Source organism: Streptomyces sp. NPDC101776, assembly GCF_044766845.1.
Classification (GTDB): domain Bacteria; phylum Actinomycetota; class Actinomycetes; order Streptomycetales; family Streptomycetaceae; genus Streptomyces.
This window is the reverse complement of record NZ_JBIWMV010000019.1, coordinates 107,098-126,900: the sequence shown is the minus strand read 5'-3', so window position 1 is coordinate 126,900 and position 19,803 is coordinate 107,098. Positions and strand designations below refer to the sequence as shown.

At 71.4% G+C, this 19,803-nt stretch carries 20 protein-coding genes and 1 pseudogene; 9 read left to right on the top strand and 12 right to left on the bottom strand.

The annotated features are described in order from the left end of the window. Window positions 1-36 precede the first annotated feature (36 nt). On the bottom strand, window positions 37-861 hold the full coding sequence (locus ACIRRY_RS40195) for a helix-turn-helix domain-containing protein (protein WP_403983415.1): 825 nt from the start codon (window positions 859-861) through the stop codon (window positions 37-39). A gap of 354 nt (window positions 862-1,215) precedes the next feature. Between ACIRRY_RS40195 and ACIRRY_RS40190 the strand changes: the two genes are divergently transcribed. Further along, on the top strand, window positions 1,216-1,728 hold the full coding sequence (locus ACIRRY_RS40190; protein ID WP_403983270.1) for an ATP-binding protein: 513 nt from the start codon (window positions 1,216-1,218) through the stop codon (window positions 1,726-1,728). Between the two features lie 66 nt (window positions 1,729-1,794). On the opposite strand, the gene ACIRRY_RS40185 is transcribed toward ACIRRY_RS40190, so the two are convergent. The 5 genes from ACIRRY_RS40185 to rpmG all read right to left on the bottom strand — a co-directional run bounded on the left by ACIRRY_RS40185 (window position 1,795) and on the right by rpmG (window position 4,316). Beyond that, complete coding sequence (locus ACIRRY_RS40185; RefSeq protein ID WP_403983413.1) at window positions 1,795-2,013, bottom strand: DUF397 domain-containing protein; 219 nt, start codon at window positions 2,011-2,013, stop codon at window positions 1,795-1,797. A 314-nt stretch (window positions 2,014-2,327) separates the two neighbouring features. Next, complete coding sequence (gene rpsR / locus ACIRRY_RS40180) at window positions 2,328-2,561, bottom strand: 30S ribosomal protein S18 (protein WP_403983267.1); 234 nt, start codon at window positions 2,559-2,561, stop codon at window positions 2,328-2,330. A gap of 2 nt (window positions 2,562-2,563) precedes the next feature. After that, complete coding sequence (locus ACIRRY_RS40175; protein WP_403983265.1) at window positions 2,564-3,859, bottom strand: CobW family GTP-binding protein; 1,296 nt, start codon at window positions 3,857-3,859, stop codon at window positions 2,564-2,566. A 2-nt stretch (window positions 3,860-3,861) separates the two neighbouring features. Then, on the bottom strand, window positions 3,862-4,146 hold the full coding sequence (locus tag ACIRRY_RS40170) for a type B 50S ribosomal protein L31 (RefSeq protein ID WP_403983262.1): 285 nt from the start codon (window positions 4,144-4,146) through the stop codon (window positions 3,862-3,864). Window positions 4,147-4,151: 5 nt separating this feature from the next. Then, the gene (gene rpmG, locus ACIRRY_RS40165) at window positions 4,152-4,316 is read right to left on the bottom strand and encodes a 50S ribosomal protein L33 (RefSeq protein ID WP_200691314.1); all 165 of its coding nucleotides are present in this window, start codon (window positions 4,314-4,316) and stop codon (window positions 4,152-4,154) included. A 75-nt stretch (window positions 4,317-4,391) separates the two neighbouring features. Between rpmG and rpmB the strand changes: the two genes are divergently transcribed. The 4 genes from rpmB (at window position 4,392) to ACIRRY_RS40145 (ending at window position 6,135) form a co-directional block, all read left to right on the top strand. Then, window positions 4,392-4,628 (top strand): 50S ribosomal protein L28, encoded by a 237-nt coding sequence (gene rpmB, locus ACIRRY_RS40160; RefSeq protein ID WP_403983259.1) that lies wholly within the window; start codon window positions 4,392-4,394, stop codon window positions 4,626-4,628. Continuing rightward, entirely contained in the window at window positions 4,628-4,933 is a 306-nt protein-coding gene (gene rpsN, locus ACIRRY_RS40155) for a 30S ribosomal protein S14 (protein WP_403983257.1), read from the top strand. Before rpmB ends, rpsN begins: the two co-directional genes overlap by 1 nt. 105 nt (window positions 4,934-5,038) lie before the next feature. Then, window positions 5,039-5,572 carry a hypothetical protein gene (locus tag ACIRRY_RS40150; protein WP_403983411.1) on the top strand — a complete coding sequence of 178 codons (534 nt, stop codon included), beginning with the start codon at window positions 5,039-5,041 and terminating at the stop codon, window positions 5,570-5,572. A 41-nt stretch (window positions 5,573-5,613) separates the two neighbouring features. Next, window positions 5,614-6,135 (top strand): DUF4232 domain-containing protein, encoded by a 522-nt coding sequence (locus ACIRRY_RS40145; protein ID WP_403983255.1) that lies wholly within the window; start codon window positions 5,614-5,616, stop codon window positions 6,133-6,135. Between the two features lie 21 nt (window positions 6,136-6,156). Here ACIRRY_RS40145 and ACIRRY_RS40140 read toward each other — a convergent pair whose 3' ends face one another. Both ACIRRY_RS40140 and ACIRRY_RS40135 read right to left on the bottom strand, forming a co-directional pair. Beyond that, on the bottom strand, window positions 6,157-7,287 hold the full coding sequence (locus tag ACIRRY_RS40140; RefSeq protein ID WP_403983253.1) for a DUF2786 domain-containing protein: 1,131 nt from the start codon (window positions 7,285-7,287) through the stop codon (window positions 6,157-6,159). A gap of 168 nt (window positions 7,288-7,455) precedes the next feature. Next, window positions 7,456-7,914 (bottom strand): hypothetical protein, encoded by a 459-nt coding sequence (locus ACIRRY_RS40135; protein ID WP_403983251.1) that lies wholly within the window; start codon window positions 7,912-7,914, stop codon window positions 7,456-7,458. A gap of 10 nt (window positions 7,915-7,924) precedes the next feature. Between ACIRRY_RS40135 and ACIRRY_RS40130 the strand changes: the two genes are divergently transcribed. Genes ACIRRY_RS40130 through ACIRRY_RS40120 form a run of 3 tightly spaced genes read left to right on the top strand, consistent with a single transcriptional unit; the run spans window position 7,925 to window position 10,662 of the window. Continuing rightward, a complete protein-coding gene (locus ACIRRY_RS40130) occupies window positions 7,925-8,155 on the top strand; it encodes a hypothetical protein (protein ID WP_403983249.1) in 231 nt (76 codons plus the stop codon). 54 nt (window positions 8,156-8,209) lie between these two features. Next, a complete protein-coding gene (locus tag ACIRRY_RS40125) occupies window positions 8,210-8,926 on the top strand; it encodes a Clp protease N-terminal domain-containing protein (protein ID WP_403983247.1) in 717 nt (238 codons plus the stop codon). A gap of 47 nt (window positions 8,927-8,973) precedes the next feature. Further along, window positions 8,974-10,662 (top strand): bifunctional 3'-5' exonuclease/DNA polymerase, encoded by a 1,689-nt coding sequence (locus ACIRRY_RS40120; protein WP_403983244.1) that lies wholly within the window; start codon window positions 8,974-8,976, stop codon window positions 10,660-10,662. Window positions 10,663-10,665: 3 nt separating this feature from the next. Here the strand turns inward: ACIRRY_RS40120 and ACIRRY_RS40115 are convergent. From ACIRRY_RS40115 to ACIRRY_RS40105, 3 genes and pseudogenes are all read right to left on the bottom strand, one after another. Continuing rightward, window positions 10,666-13,928, bottom strand: a pseudogene (locus tag ACIRRY_RS40115) (BTAD domain-containing putative transcriptional regulator). Window positions 13,929-14,341: 413 nt separating this feature from the next. Then, on the bottom strand, window positions 14,342-15,235 hold the full coding sequence (locus ACIRRY_RS40110; RefSeq protein WP_403983242.1) for a glycosyltransferase family 2 protein: 894 nt from the start codon (window positions 15,233-15,235) through the stop codon (window positions 14,342-14,344). Between the two features lie 106 nt (window positions 15,236-15,341). Then, window positions 15,342-15,788 (bottom strand): DUF3052 domain-containing protein, encoded by a 447-nt coding sequence (locus ACIRRY_RS40105; RefSeq protein WP_403983240.1) that lies wholly within the window; start codon window positions 15,786-15,788, stop codon window positions 15,342-15,344. A 222-nt stretch (window positions 15,789-16,010) separates the two neighbouring features. Here ACIRRY_RS40105 and ACIRRY_RS40100 point away from each other — a divergent pair, with 222 nt between their 5' ends. Beyond that, the gene (locus ACIRRY_RS40100; protein ID WP_403983237.1) at window positions 16,011-19,106 is read left to right on the top strand and encodes an FG-GAP-like repeat-containing protein; all 3,096 of its coding nucleotides are present in this window, start codon (window positions 16,011-16,013) and stop codon (window positions 19,104-19,106) included. A gap of 117 nt (window positions 19,107-19,223) precedes the next feature. Here the strand turns inward: ACIRRY_RS40100 and ACIRRY_RS40095 are convergent, their stop codons facing one another. After that, the gene (locus tag ACIRRY_RS40095) at window positions 19,224-19,682 is read right to left on the bottom strand and encodes a DUF5707 domain-containing protein (protein ID WP_403983235.1); all 459 of its coding nucleotides are present in this window, start codon (window positions 19,680-19,682) and stop codon (window positions 19,224-19,226) included. Between the last annotated feature and the right edge of the window lie 121 nt (window positions 19,683-19,803).

Below are 19,803 nucleotides of genomic sequence, written 5' to 3'. Positions count from 1 at the left end.
CATCACGGTCTGATCACACGTCATCGTACTTGTGTTTCAAGAGAGTTGAAGCAGTCCCCGGAGAAGATCCCGGCTCTCGCCCGGGCCCGGACTGTCCTGCTGGAGCTCCTTCAGCGCCTTCTCGTACTGGGCCACGTCCTCGGCCTTGTCGAGGTACAGCGCGCTGGTGAGCTGCTCCAGATAGACGACGTCCGAGAGGTCCGACTCCGGGAAGGACAGGAGCGTGAAGGCACCGGACTCGCCGGCGTGACCGCCGAAGCCGAACGGCATCACCTGGAGGCGGACGTTGGGGTGCTCGGAGACCTCGATCAGATGCTGGAGCTGACCGCGCATCACCTCGCGGTCGCCGTACGGGCGGCGCAGGGCGGCCTCGTCCAGGACGATGTGGAAGTCCGGCGCGTTCTCGTTCACCAGGTACTTCTGGCGCTCCAGGCGCAGCGCCACGCGCCGCTCCACGTCGGCCTCGCTCGCGCCCTTCATGCCGCGCCGGACGACCGCGCGGGCGTAGGCCTCGGTCTGGAGCAGTCCGTGGACGAACTGGACCTCGTAGACGCGGATGAGGGAGGCGGCGCCCTCCAGGCCCACATAGGTGGGGAACCAACTGGGCAGGACGTCCGAGTAACTGTGCCACCAGCCCGCGACGTTGGCCTCCTTCGCGAGGGAGAGGAGTGAGATGCGCTCCGCCTCGTCCGTGATGCCGTACAGCGTCAACAGGTCCTCTACATCCCGCGTCTTGAAGCTGACTCGCCCCAGCTCCATGCGACTGATCTTGGATTCGGAAGCACGGATCGAGTACCCCGCGGCCTCGCGGGTGATCCCGCGTGCTTCACGCAGTCGCCTGAGTTGCGAGCCGAGCAGCATCCGCCGCACCACCGATCCGGGCTCTTGCGCGCTCACGTTCGCCAGCCTCCCCAACCGTCTTCAGGGGCCGCAGTCTGCCACTAAAACACTTCGAGCAGTACTCGTTCGATTACAGAAATGGAAAGAAGAGGTTCCTGTTCACAGGAAGTTGTCAGGAAGCTGTCAGGAAGAAGCAAGGCCGGAGCGCGAGAACGGCGTGAAGTTGACGGAAAAAATGGCCAACAAGCGGTACGGGAGGGTCCAATTCGGTCAGCTGCACGTGCATCTGCCCTTGCATCTGCTGTACGCATCCGAAACCATGGTCTCGCGCCACCGCTGCATCGCAACGACCGCGAATTCCCGGGAGTGCCTCGCATGGGGACGAATGGATCGACCATGCTCGAGCCGTTACGGCAGGGCCTTCCGCCGCTGGACCCCTCAACCGTGTCCAGCGCCGCCTCTTGTGCTCTGCCCGCGCGCTACGAAGCGGTGCGCGAGGCACGGCAGTTCACCCGTCGCACGCTCGACCAGTGGGACGTCGGCGACCGCTTCGACGACGTCTGTCTGGTCGTCTCCGAACTGGTCACCAACGCGCTGCGGCACGCCCTGCCGGCCAACACCCCGCGTGTGCCGGAGCAGAACCCGCCCGTGCGGCTGCATCTGATGCGCTGGACCGAGCGGTTGGTGTGCGCGGTGCGCGACCCCAGTCACGACAGTCCCGTCGCCCGCGATTCGGACGACTTCTCGGCGGAGTCGGGCCGCGGCCTGTTCCTCGTCGACTCGTTCGCCGACGGCTGGGGCTGGCATCCGCTGGCGGGCACGCTCAGCGGCAAGGTGGTCTGGGCGCTGTTCCGGCTGCCGGGCGAGACGGCGCGGCAGGAGGCGTGAGGAACCGCGGCTCTTTTTCGGGCCGCGGTTCTACGCGCGTTGCCGTCGCGAGGGCACGTCGGTCCGCTATCCCACTATCAGGTGGTCGAACTCGCCGTCCTTGATGCCCAGGAGCATCGCCTCGATCTCGGCGCGGGTGTAGACGAGCGCCGGGCCGTCGGGGAAGCGGGAGTTGCGTACGGCGACGTCCCCGCCGGGCAGCCGCGCGAACTCCACGCAGGAGCCCTGCGAGTTGCTGTGCAGACTCTTCTGCCAGGCCACTCCGTCCAGCTGCGTGGCAGCCATGCCGTTGTACACGTCGAACCCCAAGTACACGCTGTCAACGCGGTGGTCCACAGGTCGCTCCCGGTTGTGCACTGGCTGGTGTGGCCATTGATGCAGTGGTCAACTGTTCCGGATCATAGCCCTGTTCATGTGCAGATGCATGGGCAGATGCACGTGCACGGGGGGTGGTCCTCCGGTTACAGCTTTGACGACTGCTTTACCGATGCCGTTCCAGCGTCTGCCCCGGTCCCCGCAAGGCATGTGCCGGTGCGGGGCATGTACTCACGTACTAGTGAAGACGCGTACCGGGGCGCCCGTGTTCCGTAAAGGGGCGGCTATCGCGCCGAGTAGGGCAACAATGCCATCTCTCTGGCGTTCTTGATCGCAGTCGCCAACTGCCTTTGCTGCTGGGCGGATACGCCGGTGACCCGGCGGCTGCGGATCTTCCCGCGGTCGGAGACGAACTTCCGCAGCAGGTCGGTGTCCTTGTAGTCGATGTACGTCACTCCGGCCGCGTCCAGGGGGTTACGGCGGGACTTGGCGGGCCGGCGCTCGGGTTTGCGGGGCACGGTCAGATCTCCAGGAAAGCGTCGAAGGCGGACGGAATTCGTTTCCACGTGGCACGGCCGGCGGCGTACTCGACATCGGTCAACAGGCAGGACTCCAGGAGCCGTTCGAGTCCGTCACGGTCGAGCCCGGGGGATGTGAAGACGAGGTGCTGGCAGCAGTCACCGTGCTCCGGATGCCAGTCGAGCGCGGCAGCGGCCCGGCGCACCGGCGGCACCAACTCCCAAGCGGCGTCCGGCAACGAGGCCAGCCACGGCCCCGCGCTCTCCACACACAGGGCACCGCCGGCCGCGTCCCAGTGAATCAACGAGTCGGGCCGATCGGCGAGCCAGAACCGCCCCCGGCTACGGGCGGCGGCGCAGGTCAGATCCTCCAACGCGGCATACAAGCGCTCCGGATGAAAGGGCCGACACCGATGCCAGACGAGAGTGCCGACCCCGCACGCGTCGGCCTCGACGGGGAGCAGGGCACAGGCGGGATGCTGGGCGGCGGCTGCGGCTTCCGTGTCGAAACCGGCGAGGGCTGTGTGGGCGAGGACGCTGCGTGGGGGTGGGTTGAGGTTGTTTGCGGCGTGCGGGTCAGTGGGGGCTGGTCGCGCAGTTCCCCGCGCCCCTGGGGGGTTGGGGGTGGGAGCGGGTACCGGGGGGCGCGAGGGCAAGGCGCTGTCGCTGCCGCCCCCGACGCTCCCGCTCCTCCTCAAGTCGCCTCCCCCGACCGGTACTTGGCGGGCCGTCGGATGCAGCTGCGCCAGCAGTTCCCGGTCTTCGTCGTCCGCCTCCTCCGAGTCGAGGACGGCGAGCGTCGGGGCGTACTCCAGTTGGCGGGCGAAGGTGTCCGCGATCGTGCGTTCGTCCGTGGCCGCTGCCGCGAGGCCGACCGCGGCGAGGTCGTCGCCGTTGGCGAGGTAGGGCAGGAGCAGAGCCGGGTCGACGGCGGTGATGACGCCGGTGACCGTGAGGCCGCCGGAGGTGATCACCTCTGCCATCGCCTTGGGCTCGACGGAGTCCCACAACTCGACGATCGCGAGGCGGACTTGACCGGTCTCGGCGAGGCGGCGCAGTTCCGGGACCAGGTCCTCGCGCAGGGCGCAGCACGCGCAGTCGTTGACGAGGGGGGTCTCGACGAGGGAGAGGATGCCGGTGGCGTCCCTGGTCGTGCGGACGACGGCGCCCGCCGCCGCCGTAGCGAGGTCGTGGTGGAGTACGACGCTGTCGGGTACGTCGTTGAGGAGTCGGGCGACGGTCGCTCTGCGGGCGTCCGCGTGCAGGCCGGCGACGATCGCGACGGAGAGGTCGGGCACGGTCAGTCCTGCTTCCCGTACCGGCGCTCGAAGCGCTCCACGCGGCCGGCCGTGTCCAGGACGCGGGCCGTGCCGGTGCAGAAGGGGTGGCTGACGTTCGAGATCTCGACGTCGACGACGGGGTACGTGTGGCCGTCCTCCCACTCGATCGTCTTCGCACTCGTCATCGGCATGGGGGTCCCCCCGCTCGAGCGAAGCCGAGAGTGGGGGAGGGTCAGGAACGCGTGGTGCGCGGCGCGGTCCCGGAAGACGACCGGGCCGTAGGACGGGTGGGTGTTCTCGCGCATCTCGGTCAGCGCTCCTCTCGGAAGTCGACGTGGCGGCCGGCCGCCGGGTCGTACTTGCGCAGGGTCAGGCGGTCGGGGTCGTTGCGGCGGTTCTTGCGGGTCACGTAGGTGTAGCCGGTGCCGGCGGTGGACCTGAGTTTGATGACCGGGCGGAGTTCGTTGCGAGCCATGCCTGATACCTTACTGAAAATGAATTCCATTAGCATCATCGGCTACGGCCCCGATCGAGGAGAGGTACGTCACTCATGTCCGCCCACTGCATGCTGACCGGCGCACGGCCCGGTTTCGGCAACCGCATCTCCCACTCCCACCGGCGTACGTCGCGCCGTTTCGACCCGAACATCCAGTCCAAGCGCTACTGGCTGCCCGGCGAAGGCCGTTACGTACGGCTGCGGTTGAGCACCAAGGGGATCAAGACCGTGGACGTGATCGGCGTCGAGGCGGCCGTGGCCCGGATCCGCGAGCGCGGGGTGCGGATCTGATGGCGAAGAAGAGCAAGATCGCGAAGAACGAGCGGCGGCGGGAGATCGTCGCGCGGTACGCGGTACGGCGGGCCGAGTTGAAGGAGATCGTCCGACGGCCCGGCTCCACCGAGGCCGAACGGGCCGCCGCCCAGCGGGAGTTGCGCGGTCAGCCGCGCGATGCCAGCGCCACCCGCGTTCGCAACCGCGACCAGGTCGACGGGCGGCCCCGCGGTTACTTCCGCGCCTTCGGGCTGTCCCGGGTGAACCTGCGCGGGCAGGCTCACAGCGGATACCTACCCGGCGTCCGCAAATCCTCCTGGTAACCCCTGGTAGCTTGCTGCGGTCGTTCCGGCCAAGGCCGACCGGACGGCCGTCCGGCTACAGCTTGGGAGTTACCAGTGACTACGGCGAATTCGACGGTGACGGCGGTGTCGGCGAAGTCGGCTGCGACGAGCGGGTCGAGCGGGTCGGCGGTACGGATCGTGGCTGCCGCTGCCGCCGGGCTGGTGGGCGCGCTCGTGCTCACCGGGTGCAGCGGCGGGGACTCCAACGACGACTCCTCGTCGACGCCGAACGCGTCCGCCACGGCGACGTCGACCGCGACGGCCGACTCCGGCGGGTCCGACAGCAGCCCGTCGGCCGCGTCGGACGGGCTCCAGGGCAGTTGGCTCGCCACGACGGACGGCAAGGCCGTGGCCCTGGTGGTCACCGGTAAGCAGGCCGGGCTCTTCACCACCGGCGGGACCGTGTGCAGCGGGACCGCCGGTGAGGAGGCGGGCATGCAGATGATCCACCTCAAGTGCACGGACGGCACCAAGACCCGGGCGACCGGAATGGTCAACTCCGTCAGCAAGGCGGGGCTCTCGGTCACCTGGTCGGGGAGCCTCGGCAAGGAGACCTACACGCGCTCGGAGGGCGGCCAGCTCCCGTCGGGGCTGCCTACGGCGAGTCTCGGGTCGTAGGCCGGTCGGTGGAGTGGTGTCCGGTGCGGGATGATCGGCTCATGCGCACCATTCCCCTCGCCGTCGCCGCACTCGCTTCGGCTCTGCTTCTGACCGCCTGCGACAGTGGTGGCGGTGGTGGTTCCTCCGACGGCAAGAACGGGTCGGCCTGTTCCTTCGACGGGGTCGCCGTCCAGGTCGGGCCCGCCAGTACCGCTCCGGCCGCCGGTGACACGGGCGAGGTTCCCGTGTCGCTCACCAACCAGAGCAAGCCGTGCGACCTGGACGGCTTCGCCGGGGCCTCGTTGGAGGGCGGCGGTACCAAGGTCGCCCTCACCACTCAGCAGGGCGCCAAGGCGCAGAAGCTGAAGCTCGCCAAGGGCGACGCCGCGTCCTTCACCATCACCTATGTCCGCGGCAAGGCGGGCGACAAGCTCAGCCTGGCCGCGACCAAGCTGGTCATCACCCTGCCCGGCGGCGACGACAGCGCGAGCTACAAGTGGTCGTACGGACCCGTCCAGGGCAAGACCTCCGCGAGCGACTCGGACGCCTCGATCAGTGCCTTCACCCAGGCCGGCGACTGACCCCTCCCTGAACAACTCCCTTCAGTCGAGCGGTGGTCGGGTCCTCACCTGGGCCCGGTCCGCCGCCTCCGCGCCCTCCGTCCAGCCCGCCTCGTCGGTGATCCCGCGCAGGCGGGTCGTGGTCGTCTCCGGGAACATCGTGTCGACGCGGTCGGTGACGGCGACCTCGCGGGTGGCGAGGACCGGGAGCAGGTCGTCCGTCAGCTGGGTCCCGGCGGCCTCGGCCATCCGGGTCCCGATGCGGTGGGCGTAGGCCGCGAGGAAGGACTGCCGGAAGGTCTTGGTCCGCCGACGGCCGCCCGCGCGCTGGGCCGCCTCCGCCTTCGTCATCGCGCTCGTGGCCTGCACGAGGAGTGAGGTGTAGAGCAGTTCGACCACCTCCAGGTCGGCCTCGAAGCCGACGACGGTCGAGAAACCGAAGGCCTCGTTCCACACGGCCCGGCAGTGGTTCGCCCCGGCGACCGCGTCCAGCAGCACCGCCTTCGCCTGCTCGTACGGCGCCTCGACCCCGATCCGGCACGCGCCGGGCGCGTCCTTCGCCGGCGCCTGCGCGTCGAGCAGCGCCTCGTCGATGCTGTGCCGCGCCATCAGCTCCTGCGCCTTGGCGCTCAGCGCCTCCGCCTCCTCCGGGAACCCGGTCGCCTCCGCCTTCGCGAGCAGCGCGCGGATGCGGGTGAGCATGCGGGAGGCGGGCCGATGGTTCTCCTGCCGTCGTTTCGGCTCGTGTCCGTCGTCCAGGGGTTCGAGACTCGGGAGCCGTAGCAGCAGGCGGTACAGCTCAAGGACTGTGGTGGCGTGCGTGAAACGGTCGGTGCGGGGCGGCGGGGCGGCGGCGGCCAGTTCGTCGAGCTGGGCCGCCCAACGGGGGCCGCGCGCCCGGTCGTCCGGCGCCTGCGTCCGGATCAACTCGGACACGAGCCGTACGTGCGCGTCGGCGTTGTCGACCTCCCGCCGAACCAGCCGTACGACGTCTGCGGGCTGCCACCCGCGCCGCCAGGCCGCCGCGACGAACTCCCGTCCCCGGCGGGCGAGTTCGGGGTCCGCGTCGGGGTCGGCGGCGAGGATCGAGGCGCCCGCGTCGAGGGCGTCGTGGGTGTCGGTGTAGAGGGCGGCCTCGAAGGCGCGCTCCACGGGGGTGGTCGGGCTGCTCACGTGGTGATCGTGTCATGGGGTCGAGGGGGGAGGGGGTGGGGCTCGTTGACGGGGTTGGTCGCCGGGTTTGTCGCCGGGTTTGTTCGTCCACACCCTGTGGACAACCAACTCACGGTGAAACTCGGGGTGTTGACCGGGGTGACATTGTCCGCCTCTGGGGCTACTTCGTCACACGCGGGACGCCCGCGCCTCGCGGATCAGCTCCAGAAGCGTGGCGTTCTGGGCCAGGTAGTGGGTGTCGGCGGGGTGTGCGGAGAACTCGGAGAAGGCCGCGAAGTAGGGGTCGGCGGCGGTGTCGCCCACGCCGCGTGCCGCCGCGACGGCCGCGACGGCCGCGGCGTGGGCGACGTGGGCGGCGGCGCCTGCCGCGGCGGCCGTGTGGGCGGCGGTGGCCGCGCGGTCGGCGGTGTGGGCGGCCTCGATGCCCGCCGCGACGTTGTGCACCGCCGCGTATACGGCCACCAGCGCCTCGGCCGCCTCGATGGCGTCCGCGGCGGCATGGGCCGCGTACGCCGCCGCTGCTGCTGCGGACGTCCACGAGCCTGCGTCACCGTCGGCGGCGGTGCGCGGGCTGGACGTCGGCAGTGCCGTGCTGCGGGCGCTGATCCTCGCGGTCGACACGTTCACGCTGGGCCATGTGACGGCCGAGCTGTCGGGCGGGATCCGCCGGCGCACCAGCGAGGCCGTCAGCAGCGCCCGCCGGGAGGCGAGCACGGAGTACGTCCGGACCCGGATCGACGCCGGAAAGCTGCCCCATCTCGCCGACGCCGGGTTCTCCGAGCTGCTCTACGACGACGATCCGGCGGCGAGTTTCGAGCGCGGTCTGGACTGGCTGCCGGCCGGGGCCGCCGCGTCGTTCGCGGGGTAGCCCCGTTGTCAACTCAAGGTTGACACTCATGAACTGTCAACCTACGGTTGACACATGACGACCAACCCGAACGTCACCTCATCCGTACGTCTCGACGACCTCATCGACGCCATCAAGAAGGTCCACCCCGCGCCCCTGGACCAGCTCCAGGACGCGGTGATCGCCGCCGACCACCTGGGCGACGTGGCGGACCACCTGATCGGCCACTTCGTGGACCAGGCCCGGCGCTCCGGTGCCTCCTGGACGGACATCGGCAAGAGCATGGGCGTCACCCGGCAGGCCGCGCAGAAGCGCTTCGTGGCCAAGGAGTCCGCCGACCTCGACCCCAGCCAGGGCTTCGGCCGCTACACCCCGCGCGCCCGCAACGTGGTCATGGCCTCCCACAACGAGGCCGTGGCCGCCCGCAACCCCGAGGGCAGGCCCGAGCACCTGGTCCTCGGTCTGCTGGCCGAACCGGACGCCCTGGCGGGCAAGGCGATCACCGCGCAGGGGGTCCTCCTGGACGCCGTACGCCAGGCGGCCACCGCGGCGCTCCCGCCGGCCGGCGAGGAGGTCCCGGACCTCATCCCCTACGGCCCCGACGCCAAGAAGGTCCTGGAACTCACCTTCCGCGAGGCCCTGCGCCTGGGCCACAACTACATCGGCACCGAGCACATCCTGCTCGCCCTGCTGGAGCACGAGAACGGCGAGGGCGTGCTGAACGGCCTGGGCATCGACAAGCCCACGTCCGAACAGCACATCGCCGAGATGCTGAACCGGCTGACGGGCTGAGCCGCAGGTCACGGGGATTGTCAGTGCCGCCTGCCACACTCGCGGACATGACCGACCGCTGGGCGCTCGCTCCGGCCGAGGGCGGCGGCGCGGAGGTCGCCGCCCTCGGTCCGGACGGGCTGCCCGCGGGGGCGGTGGAGCGGGAGCCGGATCTCGTCGAGGCGGTGCGCGCCCGCCCTGACGTGACGCGCTGGGTGTGGCGGTCCACCCCCGAGGTGTACCCGGTGCTGCTCGCCGCGGGGGTGCGGGTGGAGCGGTGCTACGACATCGAGGACGCCGAGACTCTGCTGCTCGGGCACGAGGGGCGGCACGGGGAACCGCGGTCGGCCGCCGCCGCGCTGGCCCGGTTGCGCGGCGGGGCCGTACCGCCGGATCCACCGCAGCGGGCCGCCGAACCGGGCGCGCAGTCCTCGCTGTTCGAGCCGCGGAGCGTCCGTCTCCCGCTGGCCGACCTGCTCGCGGTGTACGCCGAGCAGCAGCGGCGGCACGACGCGACCACCCACCCCGACCGGATGCGGCTGCTCACCGCGTCGGAGTCGGCGGGGATGCTGGTCGCCGCCGAGATGAACCGGGCGGGGCTGCCGTGGAGCGCCGATGTGCACCGGGAGCTGCTGCACGAGTTGCTGGGCGAGCGGTACACGGGCGGCGGGGAGCCGCGGCGGCTCGCCGAATTGGCGGACGAGGTGTCGGCCGCCTTCGGGAGACGGGTGCGGCCGGATCTGCCCGCGGACGTCATCAAGGCCTTCGCCACCGCCGGGATCAAGGTCAGGTCGACCCGGCGCTGGGAGATCCAGTCCCTCGACCATCCGGCCGTGAAGCCGCTGCTGGAGTACAAGAAGCTGTACCGGATCTGGGTCGCCCACGGGTGGTCCTGGTTGCAGGACTGGGTGCGGGAGGGGCGGTTCCGGCCGGAGTTCCTGGCGGGCGGCACCGTCACCGGGCGCTGGGTCACCAACGGCGGGGGTGGATTGCAGATCCCCAAGATCATCCGGCGGGCCGTGGTCGCCGACCCGGGCTGGCGGCTCGTCGTCGCCGACGCCGACCAGATGGAGCCGCGGGTGCTCGCCGCGATCTCTCGCGACCCCGGGCTGATGGAGGTGGCCGGCCGGGCCACCGACCTCTACCAGTCCGTGTCCGACCGCGCCTTCTCCGGCGACCGTGACCAGGCCAAGATCGCCGTGCTCGGCGCGGTCTACGGCCAGACCTCGGGCGACGGCCTCAAGAACCTCGCGGCGCTCAGACGCCGGTTCCCCAAGGCGGTCGCGTACGTCGACGATGCCGCGCGGGCGGGCGAGGAGGGACGGCTCGTGCGGACCTGGCTGGGGCGGACCTGTCCGCCGGTGGCCGGGGGCGAGGACGCGGCGGAGGAGGCGGGCATCCCCCAGGACGATCCCGTCACGGCCCCCGCCGACCAGGGCTGGGTGCCCGGGTACGCCTCGACCAACTCCCGTGCCCGGGGCCGCTTCGCGCGCAACTTCGTCGTCCAGGGCAGCGCCGCCGACTGGGCGCTGCTGATGCTCGCCGCGCTCCGCCGGTCCTGCGCGGAGCTCTCCGCCGAGCTGGTCTTCTTCCAGCACGACGAGGTGATCGTGCACTGCCCCGAGGCGGAGGCCGGGGCGGTGGCCGCCGCGATACAGGAGGCGGCCGACCTCGCCGGGCGGCTGACGTTCGGGGAGACACCGGTGCGGTTCCCCTTCACGGTGGCGGTGGTCGAGTGCTACGCCGACGCGAAATAAGCCCTACGACTCCGGTGGTCGACGCGCGTCACGCTGCGACAACAGCTCGCCGAGCTCCCTGACGACCGCCTTCTCGTCCGTGCCGTCGAGCGCGTCGAGGGCGGCCCGCCATTCCTCGTACGCCTCCTGCGCGCGCCCCTGTTCCCGCAGCAGCAGACCGTGCTGATGCCTCGCCAGGCCCCCCATGTAGCGGTCGGCGCGGGCGCCCGCGCGGCGGAGGAGTTCGGCGCACTCGGTGCCGGAGCGTTCGGTACGGCCGAGGAGCCGGAGGGCGCGGACCAGACCGAGGCGGGTCTGTGACTCGCCGTGCCAGTCGCCGCGGCCACCGAGGATGCGCAGGCTCTCCTCGAAGTGCGGTACGGCGGCGGCCGGTTCACCGAGGGTGAGGCGGGCGTAGCCGATGTTGCAGTGCGCGGAGTGCTGCACGATGACGGCGCCGATCTCGTCGCCGATGGCCAGGGAGCGGCGGTGCTGTTCGACGGCGGCCCGGGGGTCGGTGTGCTCGTAGAGGTTGCCGAGGTGGCTGTACGTCACGGCCTCGCCGTACGGGTCGTTCAACTGCCGTGAGTACGCGAGGCTTTGGCGCAGCGCGACCCCGGACTCGGTGTAGCGGCCCAGACCTTCGAGGAGCAGACCGCGGTTGTTGAGGCAGCGGCGGATCCAGGAGACCGCGTCGAGCCGCCACCAGATCGCCAGCGCCTCGTCGTTGAGGCCGAGGGCCTCGTTCTGCCGCCCGGTGAGGAAGTGCAGCCCGGCGAGATCCCCCAGCGCGTACGCCTCCGCCGCCGCGTCCCCGAGCCGCCGCGCCGCGCCCAGGGCGACCCGGCCGAGCGCCTCCGTCTCGGCGACGCGACCGCCCCGCAGGACGTACGGGAAGAGAAGCCGGACGAGGACCGAAATGTGGGCGGTCCGCTGGAGATCGGGGGTGTCGCGGTACCGGGTCACGAGCGTCACGACGTTCTCCAGCTCCAAGTCCCCCCAGGCGAAGGCGTCTTCGGAACGGGGGAAGGGAGCGGTGGCCGCCACTTCCGTGAGGTGACCGGGGAGTTGGGCCGCTGTGGGTCGGCGGCGGTCGTCCTGGTCGAGGCCTGGTTCGACGATGGCGGTGAGCGTGCGTTCCGCTACCGCGGCGTACCAGGCGAGGGCAGTGTTCACGGGGTCGGTTCGGGTGGGGGCGGTGTCGGTTCGAGTGGAGGCGGCGTTGACGGGGTCGCCCTTCCTTTCCGTGCCCTTGCTCCTGTCTCCTCCCCCGTCCCCTTCCCTCTCCGCCAGTTCGCGGGCGAAGTCGCGAACCAGGTCGTGCGGGGTGTAGCGGCCGTACGCCGTTTCCTCCAGGAGGGCTACGTCGACGAGGCGGTCGAGGGCTGACCCGGCGCGGTGTTCGGGGGTGCCGGCGAGGCGGGCGAGGAGGGGGCGCCGTAGGCCGGGAGGTCGAGGGCGCCGATGTGGCGGAGGGCGAGGGCAGCGTCGCGGTCGGTCCGGCGGTGTGAGGCGGCGAGGGCTTCGTGGGCCACCGCCAGGGAGCGGCGGACGCTGAGGTCGTCGTACTCCAGGTGGTGCAAGCGGCTTTCCGTGGCGGCGAGTTGACCGGCGAGGACGTCCGGGGTGAGGGCCCGGCGGGCGGCCAGCCGGGCGGCGACCACGCGCAGGGCGAGCGGGAGGCGGCCGGTGAGTTCGACGAGCGGGTGGGCCGCGTCGAGGCCCTCGCGGCCGGAGACCGCGCGCAGCAACGCGGCACTGTCCTCGCCGGACAGCGGCGCGAGCGGGAAGCGGCGGGCACCGTCGAGCGCGGTCAGCGGCGAGCGGCTGGTGACGATCACCGCGCACCCGGTGCCGGCGGGCAGCAACGGCCGTACCTGGGCGGCGTTCTCCGCGTCGTCCAGCAGCAGCAGCGTGCGGGTGGGGGCGAGCAGCGAGCGGAGCAACGCGCTTGCCGCGTCCGGGTGTTCGGGGATGTGCCGGGGTTCGGCGCCGAGGTCGCGGAGCAGGGCGTGGAGTGCCTGGCCGGAAGTGAGGGGGGTCATGCCCGGGGTGGCGCCGTGCAGGTTCACGTACAACTGCCCGTCGGGGAAACGGGTTCGCAGCGCGTGCGCCGCGTGCAGCGCGAGCGCGCTCTTGCCGACGCCCGCCGTGCCGCTGATGACGGCGAGGGGGTGGGAGCGCCCTGGTTCCGTGGACGGGTGCGCGAGGGTGTCGTGGAGTGCGTGGAGGGTGTCCGTGCGGCCGGTGAAGTGGGCCGGTGGGGGCGGGAGTTGGGCGGGGCGGGGGGATGGGGGTGCGTGGGACGGCGGTGAGTGGGACGGGGCGGGGGCACGCATGCCGGGGGCGGCTGTCGGGTCGGGCGGGTTCGCAGTCGGGTCATCCGAGCCGTCGGCTGCGGCGGCTGCGGCGACTCCGGTCACGACGGTGACTCCAGCAGTTCCACCGGCCCCAACGTCTCCGTAGCCCCCGGTGAGACCAGCAGTCCCCTCCCCTTGTCCGTCCCCCTGTACCAGCCCCTCCCCCCGAACCTCCACCCCCCGCAACACCTCCGCGTGCGCCTCCCGCACCCCAGCCCCCGGCTCGATGCCGAGTTCCTCGATGAGGCGGTTGCGGAGGTCGCGGTGGACGGCGAGGGCCTCGGCCTGGCGGCCGGTGCGGTGGAGGGCGAGCATCAGCTGGCGGTGGTAGCGCTCCCGGAGGGGATGGTCGGCGACGAGGGCGGCCAACTCCGGTACGAGACCGCCGAGTCGGACGCCACCCAGGGCCAACTCCGCGTCGTAGCGCCATTCGAGGGCGAGGAGGCGGGCCTCGGTCAGGCGTTGGGCGAAGGCGTAGCCGCCGAGTTCGGCGGGGAGGCCGCTGAGCGAGGTGCCGCGCCAGAGGGCGAGGGCCGCCGTGCAGGCGCGGAGCGTGTCGGGCCAGTTCCGGGCCGCGTGCGCGGTGCGGGCCTCGGCGACCCGGGTCTCGAAGACATGGACGTCCAACTCGCCCTCGTCGACGCGGAGAAGATAGCCCGGCGGGACCGCTCGCAACCGCTCGGGATCGTCGAGCAGACGGCGCAGGCGGGTTACGTGGTTGTGCAGGGAGGCGTGCGCGGACGCCGGCGGCGAGCCGCCCCACAGGGCGTCCTTGAGGGCGTCGACGGAGACCACCCGGCCGGGTTCCAGGAGCAGCGCGGCGAGCAGGACCCGCACCTTGGGGCTGCCGACGGACCGCACACCGTCGCCGTCACGGCCGTAGAGGACGGTCGTGCCGAGCAGTCCGAACCGCAGCTCGCACCGCATCACACCGACCCGTCGCCCTTCCGCGCGGCCACTCGTGGCCGTGCTCCGCGGCGGAGGTCTCCGCCGTCCCTGGCGGATTCCCGCCCTGCTCACAGCGGTTTCCCGCCACGTTCTCCCAGCGTCCGAGAGCCGGGATCCGTTACCGTACCGGCCGTCTCCCGCCGCCGCCCCACGACTTCAGGCCACACCGCCCAGGGGCACCGGGCGCACCATTGGCCACATGTTAGCGATCCGTTGGTGCGACCTGATGTGATCACTTCATCGGATCTGGCCCGACGGTGCGCGCGTACGACGCGCAACTCGGGGGAGTGTCGCCGTCGCGGCCGGGTCCGGGGACGCGAGAGGGCCCCGGTCGGCGGAGGTGACCGACCGGGGCTCTCGTCCCTTACGCAGTCCTGATCCGGACCCGCGTCTCAGATGACGGGCGGGCGGCCCAGCCGCGTCAGCCGCCACACCGTCCGCCAGCGCATCGGTCGCCGCTCCCCCGCCGGTTCGCGCAGGCCCTCCATGAATCCGCCGAACCAGGCCCGCAGCCCGGCGCGCGACCGCGTCCGTACGAGGGTGAGCAGCGTCCACACGCCCAGGTGCACCGGGATCAGCGCGAGCGGGAGCCGGCGGCGGACCAGCCAGACGCGGTTGCGGGCGGTGACCCGGTAGTAGATGGCGTGCCGGGCGGGCGAGGTCTTGGGGTGCTGGAGGAGCAGTTCGGGGGCGTACAGGATGTCCCAGCCGGCGTCGGCGGCCCGCCAGGCGAGGTCGGTCTCCTCGTGCGCGAAGAAGAACTCGGCCGGCCAGTCCCCCGTCTCGGCGAGCATCGCCATGCTGAGCGCGTGCCCGCCGCCGAGGAACCCGGTGACGTATCCGCCCTCCATCGGGTCGCCCGCGCCGACCCGCGGCACATGGCGGCGCTGGGTCTCGCCGTGCTCGTCGGCGATCCGGAACCCGACGATGCCGAGGCGGGGTCGGGCCGCGTACAGGTCGTGGACACGGCGCAACACGTCGGCGTCGACCAGGAGTCCGTCGTCGTCGAGTTCCACCACGACGTCCACGTCGCCGAACGCGCGGAGCCGGGCCAGGCCGACGTTGCGTCCGCCGGGGCAGCCGAGGTTCTCGTCGACGTCGATGGTGGTGACCTCGCCGGGGAGGGAGAGCCGGTCGGTGAACTCGGGGAGCCGGCAGCCGTTTCCGACGATCACGATGCGGGTGGGCGCGAGGTCCTGCTTGGCCACGGACTCCAGGAGCGCGTCGACCTCGGCGGGCCGGTTTCCCATGGTCACCACGGCGACGGCGATCCTCGGCTGCACCACGTCCCTCACTCCATCCGGCCATCCGGCGATGCCCGCGCCCTGACCGCGCGGCACTCGCCGTTCACCAAGATGTTTCCCTACATCGACCGGTTGCCCCAACTCACGTTCATTTTGCGGGAGCTTTGTTCCGGCTTTGCCGGTTTTCCCGCCGCCGTACGAACTTCAGCCCCGACCAGTCGTCGCCGAGCGCGGCGACCTTCACATCGACGACACCGAGCGGGAGGAAGAGCTCGCGCAGGCCGTTCTCGGTGATGTCGCTGACATGGCCTGCGGCCTTGCGGGGCCAGGCGATCCAGAGCATGGCGGCATCGGCGAGACCGAGGACCAGATCCGGGGCTTCCGCCTCCAGGTGCCGCCGTTCCCGGTAGAAGGCGACGGTGACGTCCGCGCCACGGGGGCCGCCTGGGGTGACCTCGCAGTCGTCGGGGAGTCCGGGGACGGTCCAGTGGTCGGGGGCGTGGTGCAGGTGCACCTCGTGGCCCGGTTTGACGCCGATCTTCCTGGCGAGCGGGGTGGCGGAGTAACCCCCGGCCCCCGTGGGGGAGTTGACCATGTCATTGCCCTCCGGCCCGTGGTTCCGTGCACTGTTATGAGGAAGTGACGCGCGGTACACCCGATGATCCAGGAGCCGCTGTTAGCCTCCGGTGCATCTTGCATGGGGGGACAGCCGGGGGGCTGTACATACGCAGACACGTCACGGAACCCGCCGACGCGCACGCGCACTCACTCGGCCACCGCCGTCCCGCCACGCCCTGCCCTCGTCCAGGAGGCCGCGTTGGCCCGCCGTAGCACCGCCCGCCGAACTACCGCCCGTGGCATCGTCGCCGTGTCGGCGGTTCTTGTCGTGACCGCCGCCACCGGACCACTGTCCGTGCCTGCCGTCGCGGCCGGGAGCACTGGCACAGCGGCCGAGAAGGTCTTCCAGTCGGACCGTTACGTCCCGCGCGCGGACCGGCTGTACTCCGCCGGAGCGAGCGGCTATCTGCATGCGCAGGAGGGCACTTCGGGGTACCTCTGGACGTCGTACGACTCCGGTACCACGACCGAACTGGGCGCCCTCGCCCGGCTGGAGACGCCCGCGTATCTCGGGGCGTCGTCCGATCTCGTGACCGATGTCGTCTCGGCCACCGCGAAGGTCGTCCTGCGGGACCCGGTCGCCGGTACCGCCACGGACGTGGCCCTCACCCACGGGACGTACGCGGCGACGTACGGCACCCACGTGCTGACCCAGGCGCGGACCGCCGACGGCAGCCGTGTGCTGTACCTGTACGGCGACGGCGCGCCCGCCGACGGTGCTCCCGTCGACGGGTGGCTGACCGGGATCACCGCGAACTTCAGTGTGCTGGGCGGTGACAGCGGGGCCGCGGTGATCAGCTACGCGCTGGGCGCCGTACGGCACTTGGCGCTGGTGGATCTGGCCGCCGCGAAGGTCACCGCCGATGTGACGGTGTCCGCCGCCCCGGCGGGCGTCGCGCTCAGCGCGGACCGGCTGGTCTGGTACGCGGACGGCGGCACCGCCGCACACGTCCTGGACCGTGCCGATCCGTCCGCCGCGGAGACGACCGTGACGCTGCCCGGCACCGAGGGCACCCCGTCCCTGGGGATCGCCGGACGCTGGCTGGTGGTGGCACGTTCCGTGCCGGGCCAGCCGCACAACCTGGTCGACAGGTCCGGCGAACCGGTCATGGCGGTCCCCCTCGCGGGCGGCGACGCGGTCACCCTGCTCCGGCACGCGAACACCTCGGTCACCCCGACACCGGACGGCGGCCTGTTGGTCGCGGGCGGCGCCGACGCGGCGCACTGGGCGGTGCGCAAGGTCACCGACACGGGGGCGGACGCGCCGACATCGACGGACGTGACCGCCGTACCGCCGGTGGCCGCGGAGATCGACCGGCTGTCGCTGCAGAACGGCCTCCTGGCCACCGACGAGCGCGACTCCAGCTTCCTGGCGGCCTACTACACCCGCCGGATCTCGACCACCGGCACGTCCTACTCGCCGGGCGCACCGACCTGGCAGACGTGGGACAACTACACGACCGGCCCGTACGCCACCGGCGACGGCCGCGCGGTCGCGTTCCTGGCCGACACCGCCACCAACTCGGGAGGGGCGTTCGTCCAGTCCGTCGACAACGGTGACGAGGAGGCCTTCAACATGCCCTCCACCTCCGGAACCGTCCTCGACCTCGCCGGCCGCTACGCCGTCGTCAACGGCACCTCCCCCACCAAGCAGTACGTCGGCGATCTCGGCGTCTACGGCAACCTCAAACCCGTCGTCACCCGCTCCGTCACCGCCGCCTCCGTCTGGGGCACCAAGCTCTGGACCCCGGGCACCGGCAACGGCGTGGTCACCGCGAAGGATCTGAAGACCGGCAAGGTGACCGACACCGTCAGCACCGGCGCGCCGTGCGTCGCCAAGGAACTCCAGGTCGTCGGCCGGTGGATCTACTGGTCCTGCGGCCCGACCGCCGAGGCCGGCGTCTGGGACCGTACGGCGAAGAAGAACGTCACCGTCCCGTCCGGCGAGGCCCTGCTCGGCGACGGCTATCTCGTCCGGCACGACACGACGGCCCAGACGCTCCAGCTCACCGCCTTCACCGACGGCACCGCGACCACCCGCACGATCGGCACGCTCGCCGCGGGAGCGGGCAACTCCAGCCTGCGCGGGGTGAGTTGGACCGTGGACAAGTTCGGCGGACCGGCGGCCTACATCGACGCCAACCACCGGATCCACCTGGTGCCCGCGGGAGTCACCCCGCAGCCGCTCGCGATCACCGAGTCCGAGGCGACCGACAACTCCTTCGGGAGCGACGCGATCAGCAACCCCTGGTGGCAGTACCGCGCGCTGCTCTCCCGGCCCGCCGCCTCCTGGACGGCCACCCTCACCAGCAAGGCCACGGGCAAGGTGGTGCGGACGTACACCGGCGGGGAGGTGTCCGGCACCCTGACCGCGCGCTGGGATCTCCGCGACACGGCGGGCGTGCTCGTCCCGAACGGGGCGTACACCTTCAAACTGACGGCCGCGCCCGCCGACGGCTCGGGAGCGGCGCTGACGATGTCGCAGTTGGTGCGTGTGTCCACCGGGGCCGCCGTCCGCCGCGACTTCACCAACTACAACTCCTGGGCGCCCGACGGGATCGGGGACGTCCTCACCCTCTCCCCCACCGGTGTCGTCAGCTACCGCCCCGGCAACGGGACCGGCGGCCTCGCCGGCACCATGTCGGCCAACGGCTGGCCCTCGACGGTGGCCCTGGTCCCGTTCGGCGACCTGAACAAGGACCGCCGGAACGACGTCCTGGTCCGCTTCGCCAGCGGTGAACTGCGCGTCTACCGCACCTACCGCGGGCAGGCCTTCCTCACCTCCACCCCGCACACCTCGCTGGGCACCGGCTGGAACCAGTACAACGTGCTGACCTCCCCCGGCGACCTCACCGGCGACGGCCTCCCCGACCTGATCGCCCGCAAGACGTCCACCGGCGAGGTCTTCCTCTACAAGGGGACGAGCGCGGGCAAGCTCTCGGCGCGGGTGCGCGTCGCGACCGGCTGGTCCGGCTACAAGAAGATCGTCGGCATCGGCGACTTCAACGGCGACGGCCGCGGCGACCTCCTCGCCCAGGACAGGTCGAACACCCTGTGGCGCTACGACGGCAACGGCACCGGCGGCTTCAGGCCCCGCGTGAAGCTCGCCACCGCCTGGGGCTCGTCCTACAACGTCGTCATCGGCGCCGGCGACCTCACCGGCGACGGCAGGCCCGACCTCGTCTCCCGCGACACGGCGGGCACGATGTGGCGCAACTCCGGCAACGGCAAAGGGTCGTTCGGACCGCGCGTGAAGGTCTCGACGGGCTGGCAGACGTACAAGGGCCTGTTCTGACCCCGAGCCCCCGCCCTGCTTCTCCTCTACGACTTCTCTTCTACGAGTTCTCTCCTACGAACACGGCGCCCGTCTCGATCGAGACGGGCGCCGTGTGTCCGTACGGGTGCCTTCGGATCAGCCGGTGATGTCGAAGGTGGCGGTCCTGGGCGCGAACGTCGTGTCGCCGTCCTTGGCGGTCGCGAGCGCCGAGACGTACCAGGTGCCCTTGGCCGCCTCGGCGGCCTCCTTCTTGGTGATCTTGAAGGTGTAGGTGCAGCGCGAGGTGCTCTCCGAGGTGCTCTTGCATATGGCGGAGTCGACGAAGCGAAGGTCGGCCTTGGTGGGCTCCAGCTTCGAACTCGCGGGCCAGGCAATGACCTTGAGGCCGCGGATGCCCGAGTCGTCACTGACATCCACGGTGTAGGTGAAGGAGCCGGTGCCGGTCGCGGAGGGCGCGGTGTAGCGGGCCGAGCCGTTCTCCAGCGTCGGCTTCTCGGGGGCCGCCGAGGCGGCCGAGGCGGCGAGCCCGCCGGCGACGACTCCGCCGACCGCGGCGACACCGGCGAGCGAGAAGAGGAGCGTGCGCTTGGTCATGGACATGGGAGATCCCCCTGGGTGGTGTGGATGGTGTGGGAGGCGGTGGTCGACCGCTTCCCTCGATGTGATCGAGCCTAGGAGCGGGACGGGCCCCGGTCCTCGGGCGGAAGGACGGTTG

Excerpts from the sequence above, each read along its gene's own strand:
- ACIRRY_RS40190 (WP_403983270.1), top strand. The coding sequence starts at position 1,216 with ATGGGGACGAATGGATCGACCATGCTCGAGCCGTTACGGCAGGGCCTT.
- ACIRRY_RS40170 (WP_403983262.1), bottom strand. The coding sequence starts at position 4,146 with ATGCGCGAGAACACCCACCCGTCCTACGGCCCGGTCGTCTTCCGGGAC.
- rpmB (WP_403983259.1), top strand. The coding sequence starts at position 4,392 with ATGTCCGCCCACTGCATGCTGACCGGCGCACGGCCCGGTTTCGGCAAC.
- ACIRRY_RS40145 (WP_403983255.1), top strand. The coding sequence starts at position 5,614 with ATGCGCACCATTCCCCTCGCCGTCGCCGCACTCGCTTCGGCTCTGCTT.
- rpsN (WP_403983257.1), top strand. The coding sequence starts at position 4,628 with ATGGCGAAGAAGAGCAAGATCGCGAAGAACGAGCGGCGGCGGGAGATC.
- ACIRRY_RS40105 (WP_403983240.1), bottom strand. The coding sequence starts at position 15,788 with ATGGTCAACTCCCCCACGGGGGCCGGGGGTTACTCCGCCACCCCGCTC.
- ACIRRY_RS40095 (WP_403983235.1), bottom strand. The coding sequence starts at position 19,682 with ATGACCAAGCGCACGCTCCTCTTCTCGCTCGCCGGTGTCGCCGCGGTC.
- ACIRRY_RS40195 (WP_403983415.1), bottom strand. The coding sequence starts at position 861 with ATGCTGCTCGGCTCGCAACTCAGGCGACTGCGTGAAGCACGCGGGATC.
- ACIRRY_RS40120 (WP_403983244.1), top strand. The coding sequence starts at position 8,974 with ATGACCGACCGCTGGGCGCTCGCTCCGGCCGAGGGCGGCGGCGCGGAG.
- rpmG (WP_200691314.1), bottom strand. The coding sequence starts at position 4,316 with ATGGCTCGCAACGAACTCCGCCCGGTCATCAAACTCAGGTCCACCGCC.
- ACIRRY_RS40125 (WP_403983247.1), top strand. The coding sequence starts at position 8,210 with ATGACGACCAACCCGAACGTCACCTCATCCGTACGTCTCGACGACCTC.
- ACIRRY_RS40185 (WP_403983413.1), bottom strand. The coding sequence starts at position 2,013 with ATGGCTGCCACGCAGCTGGACGGAGTGGCCTGGCAGAAGAGTCTGCAC.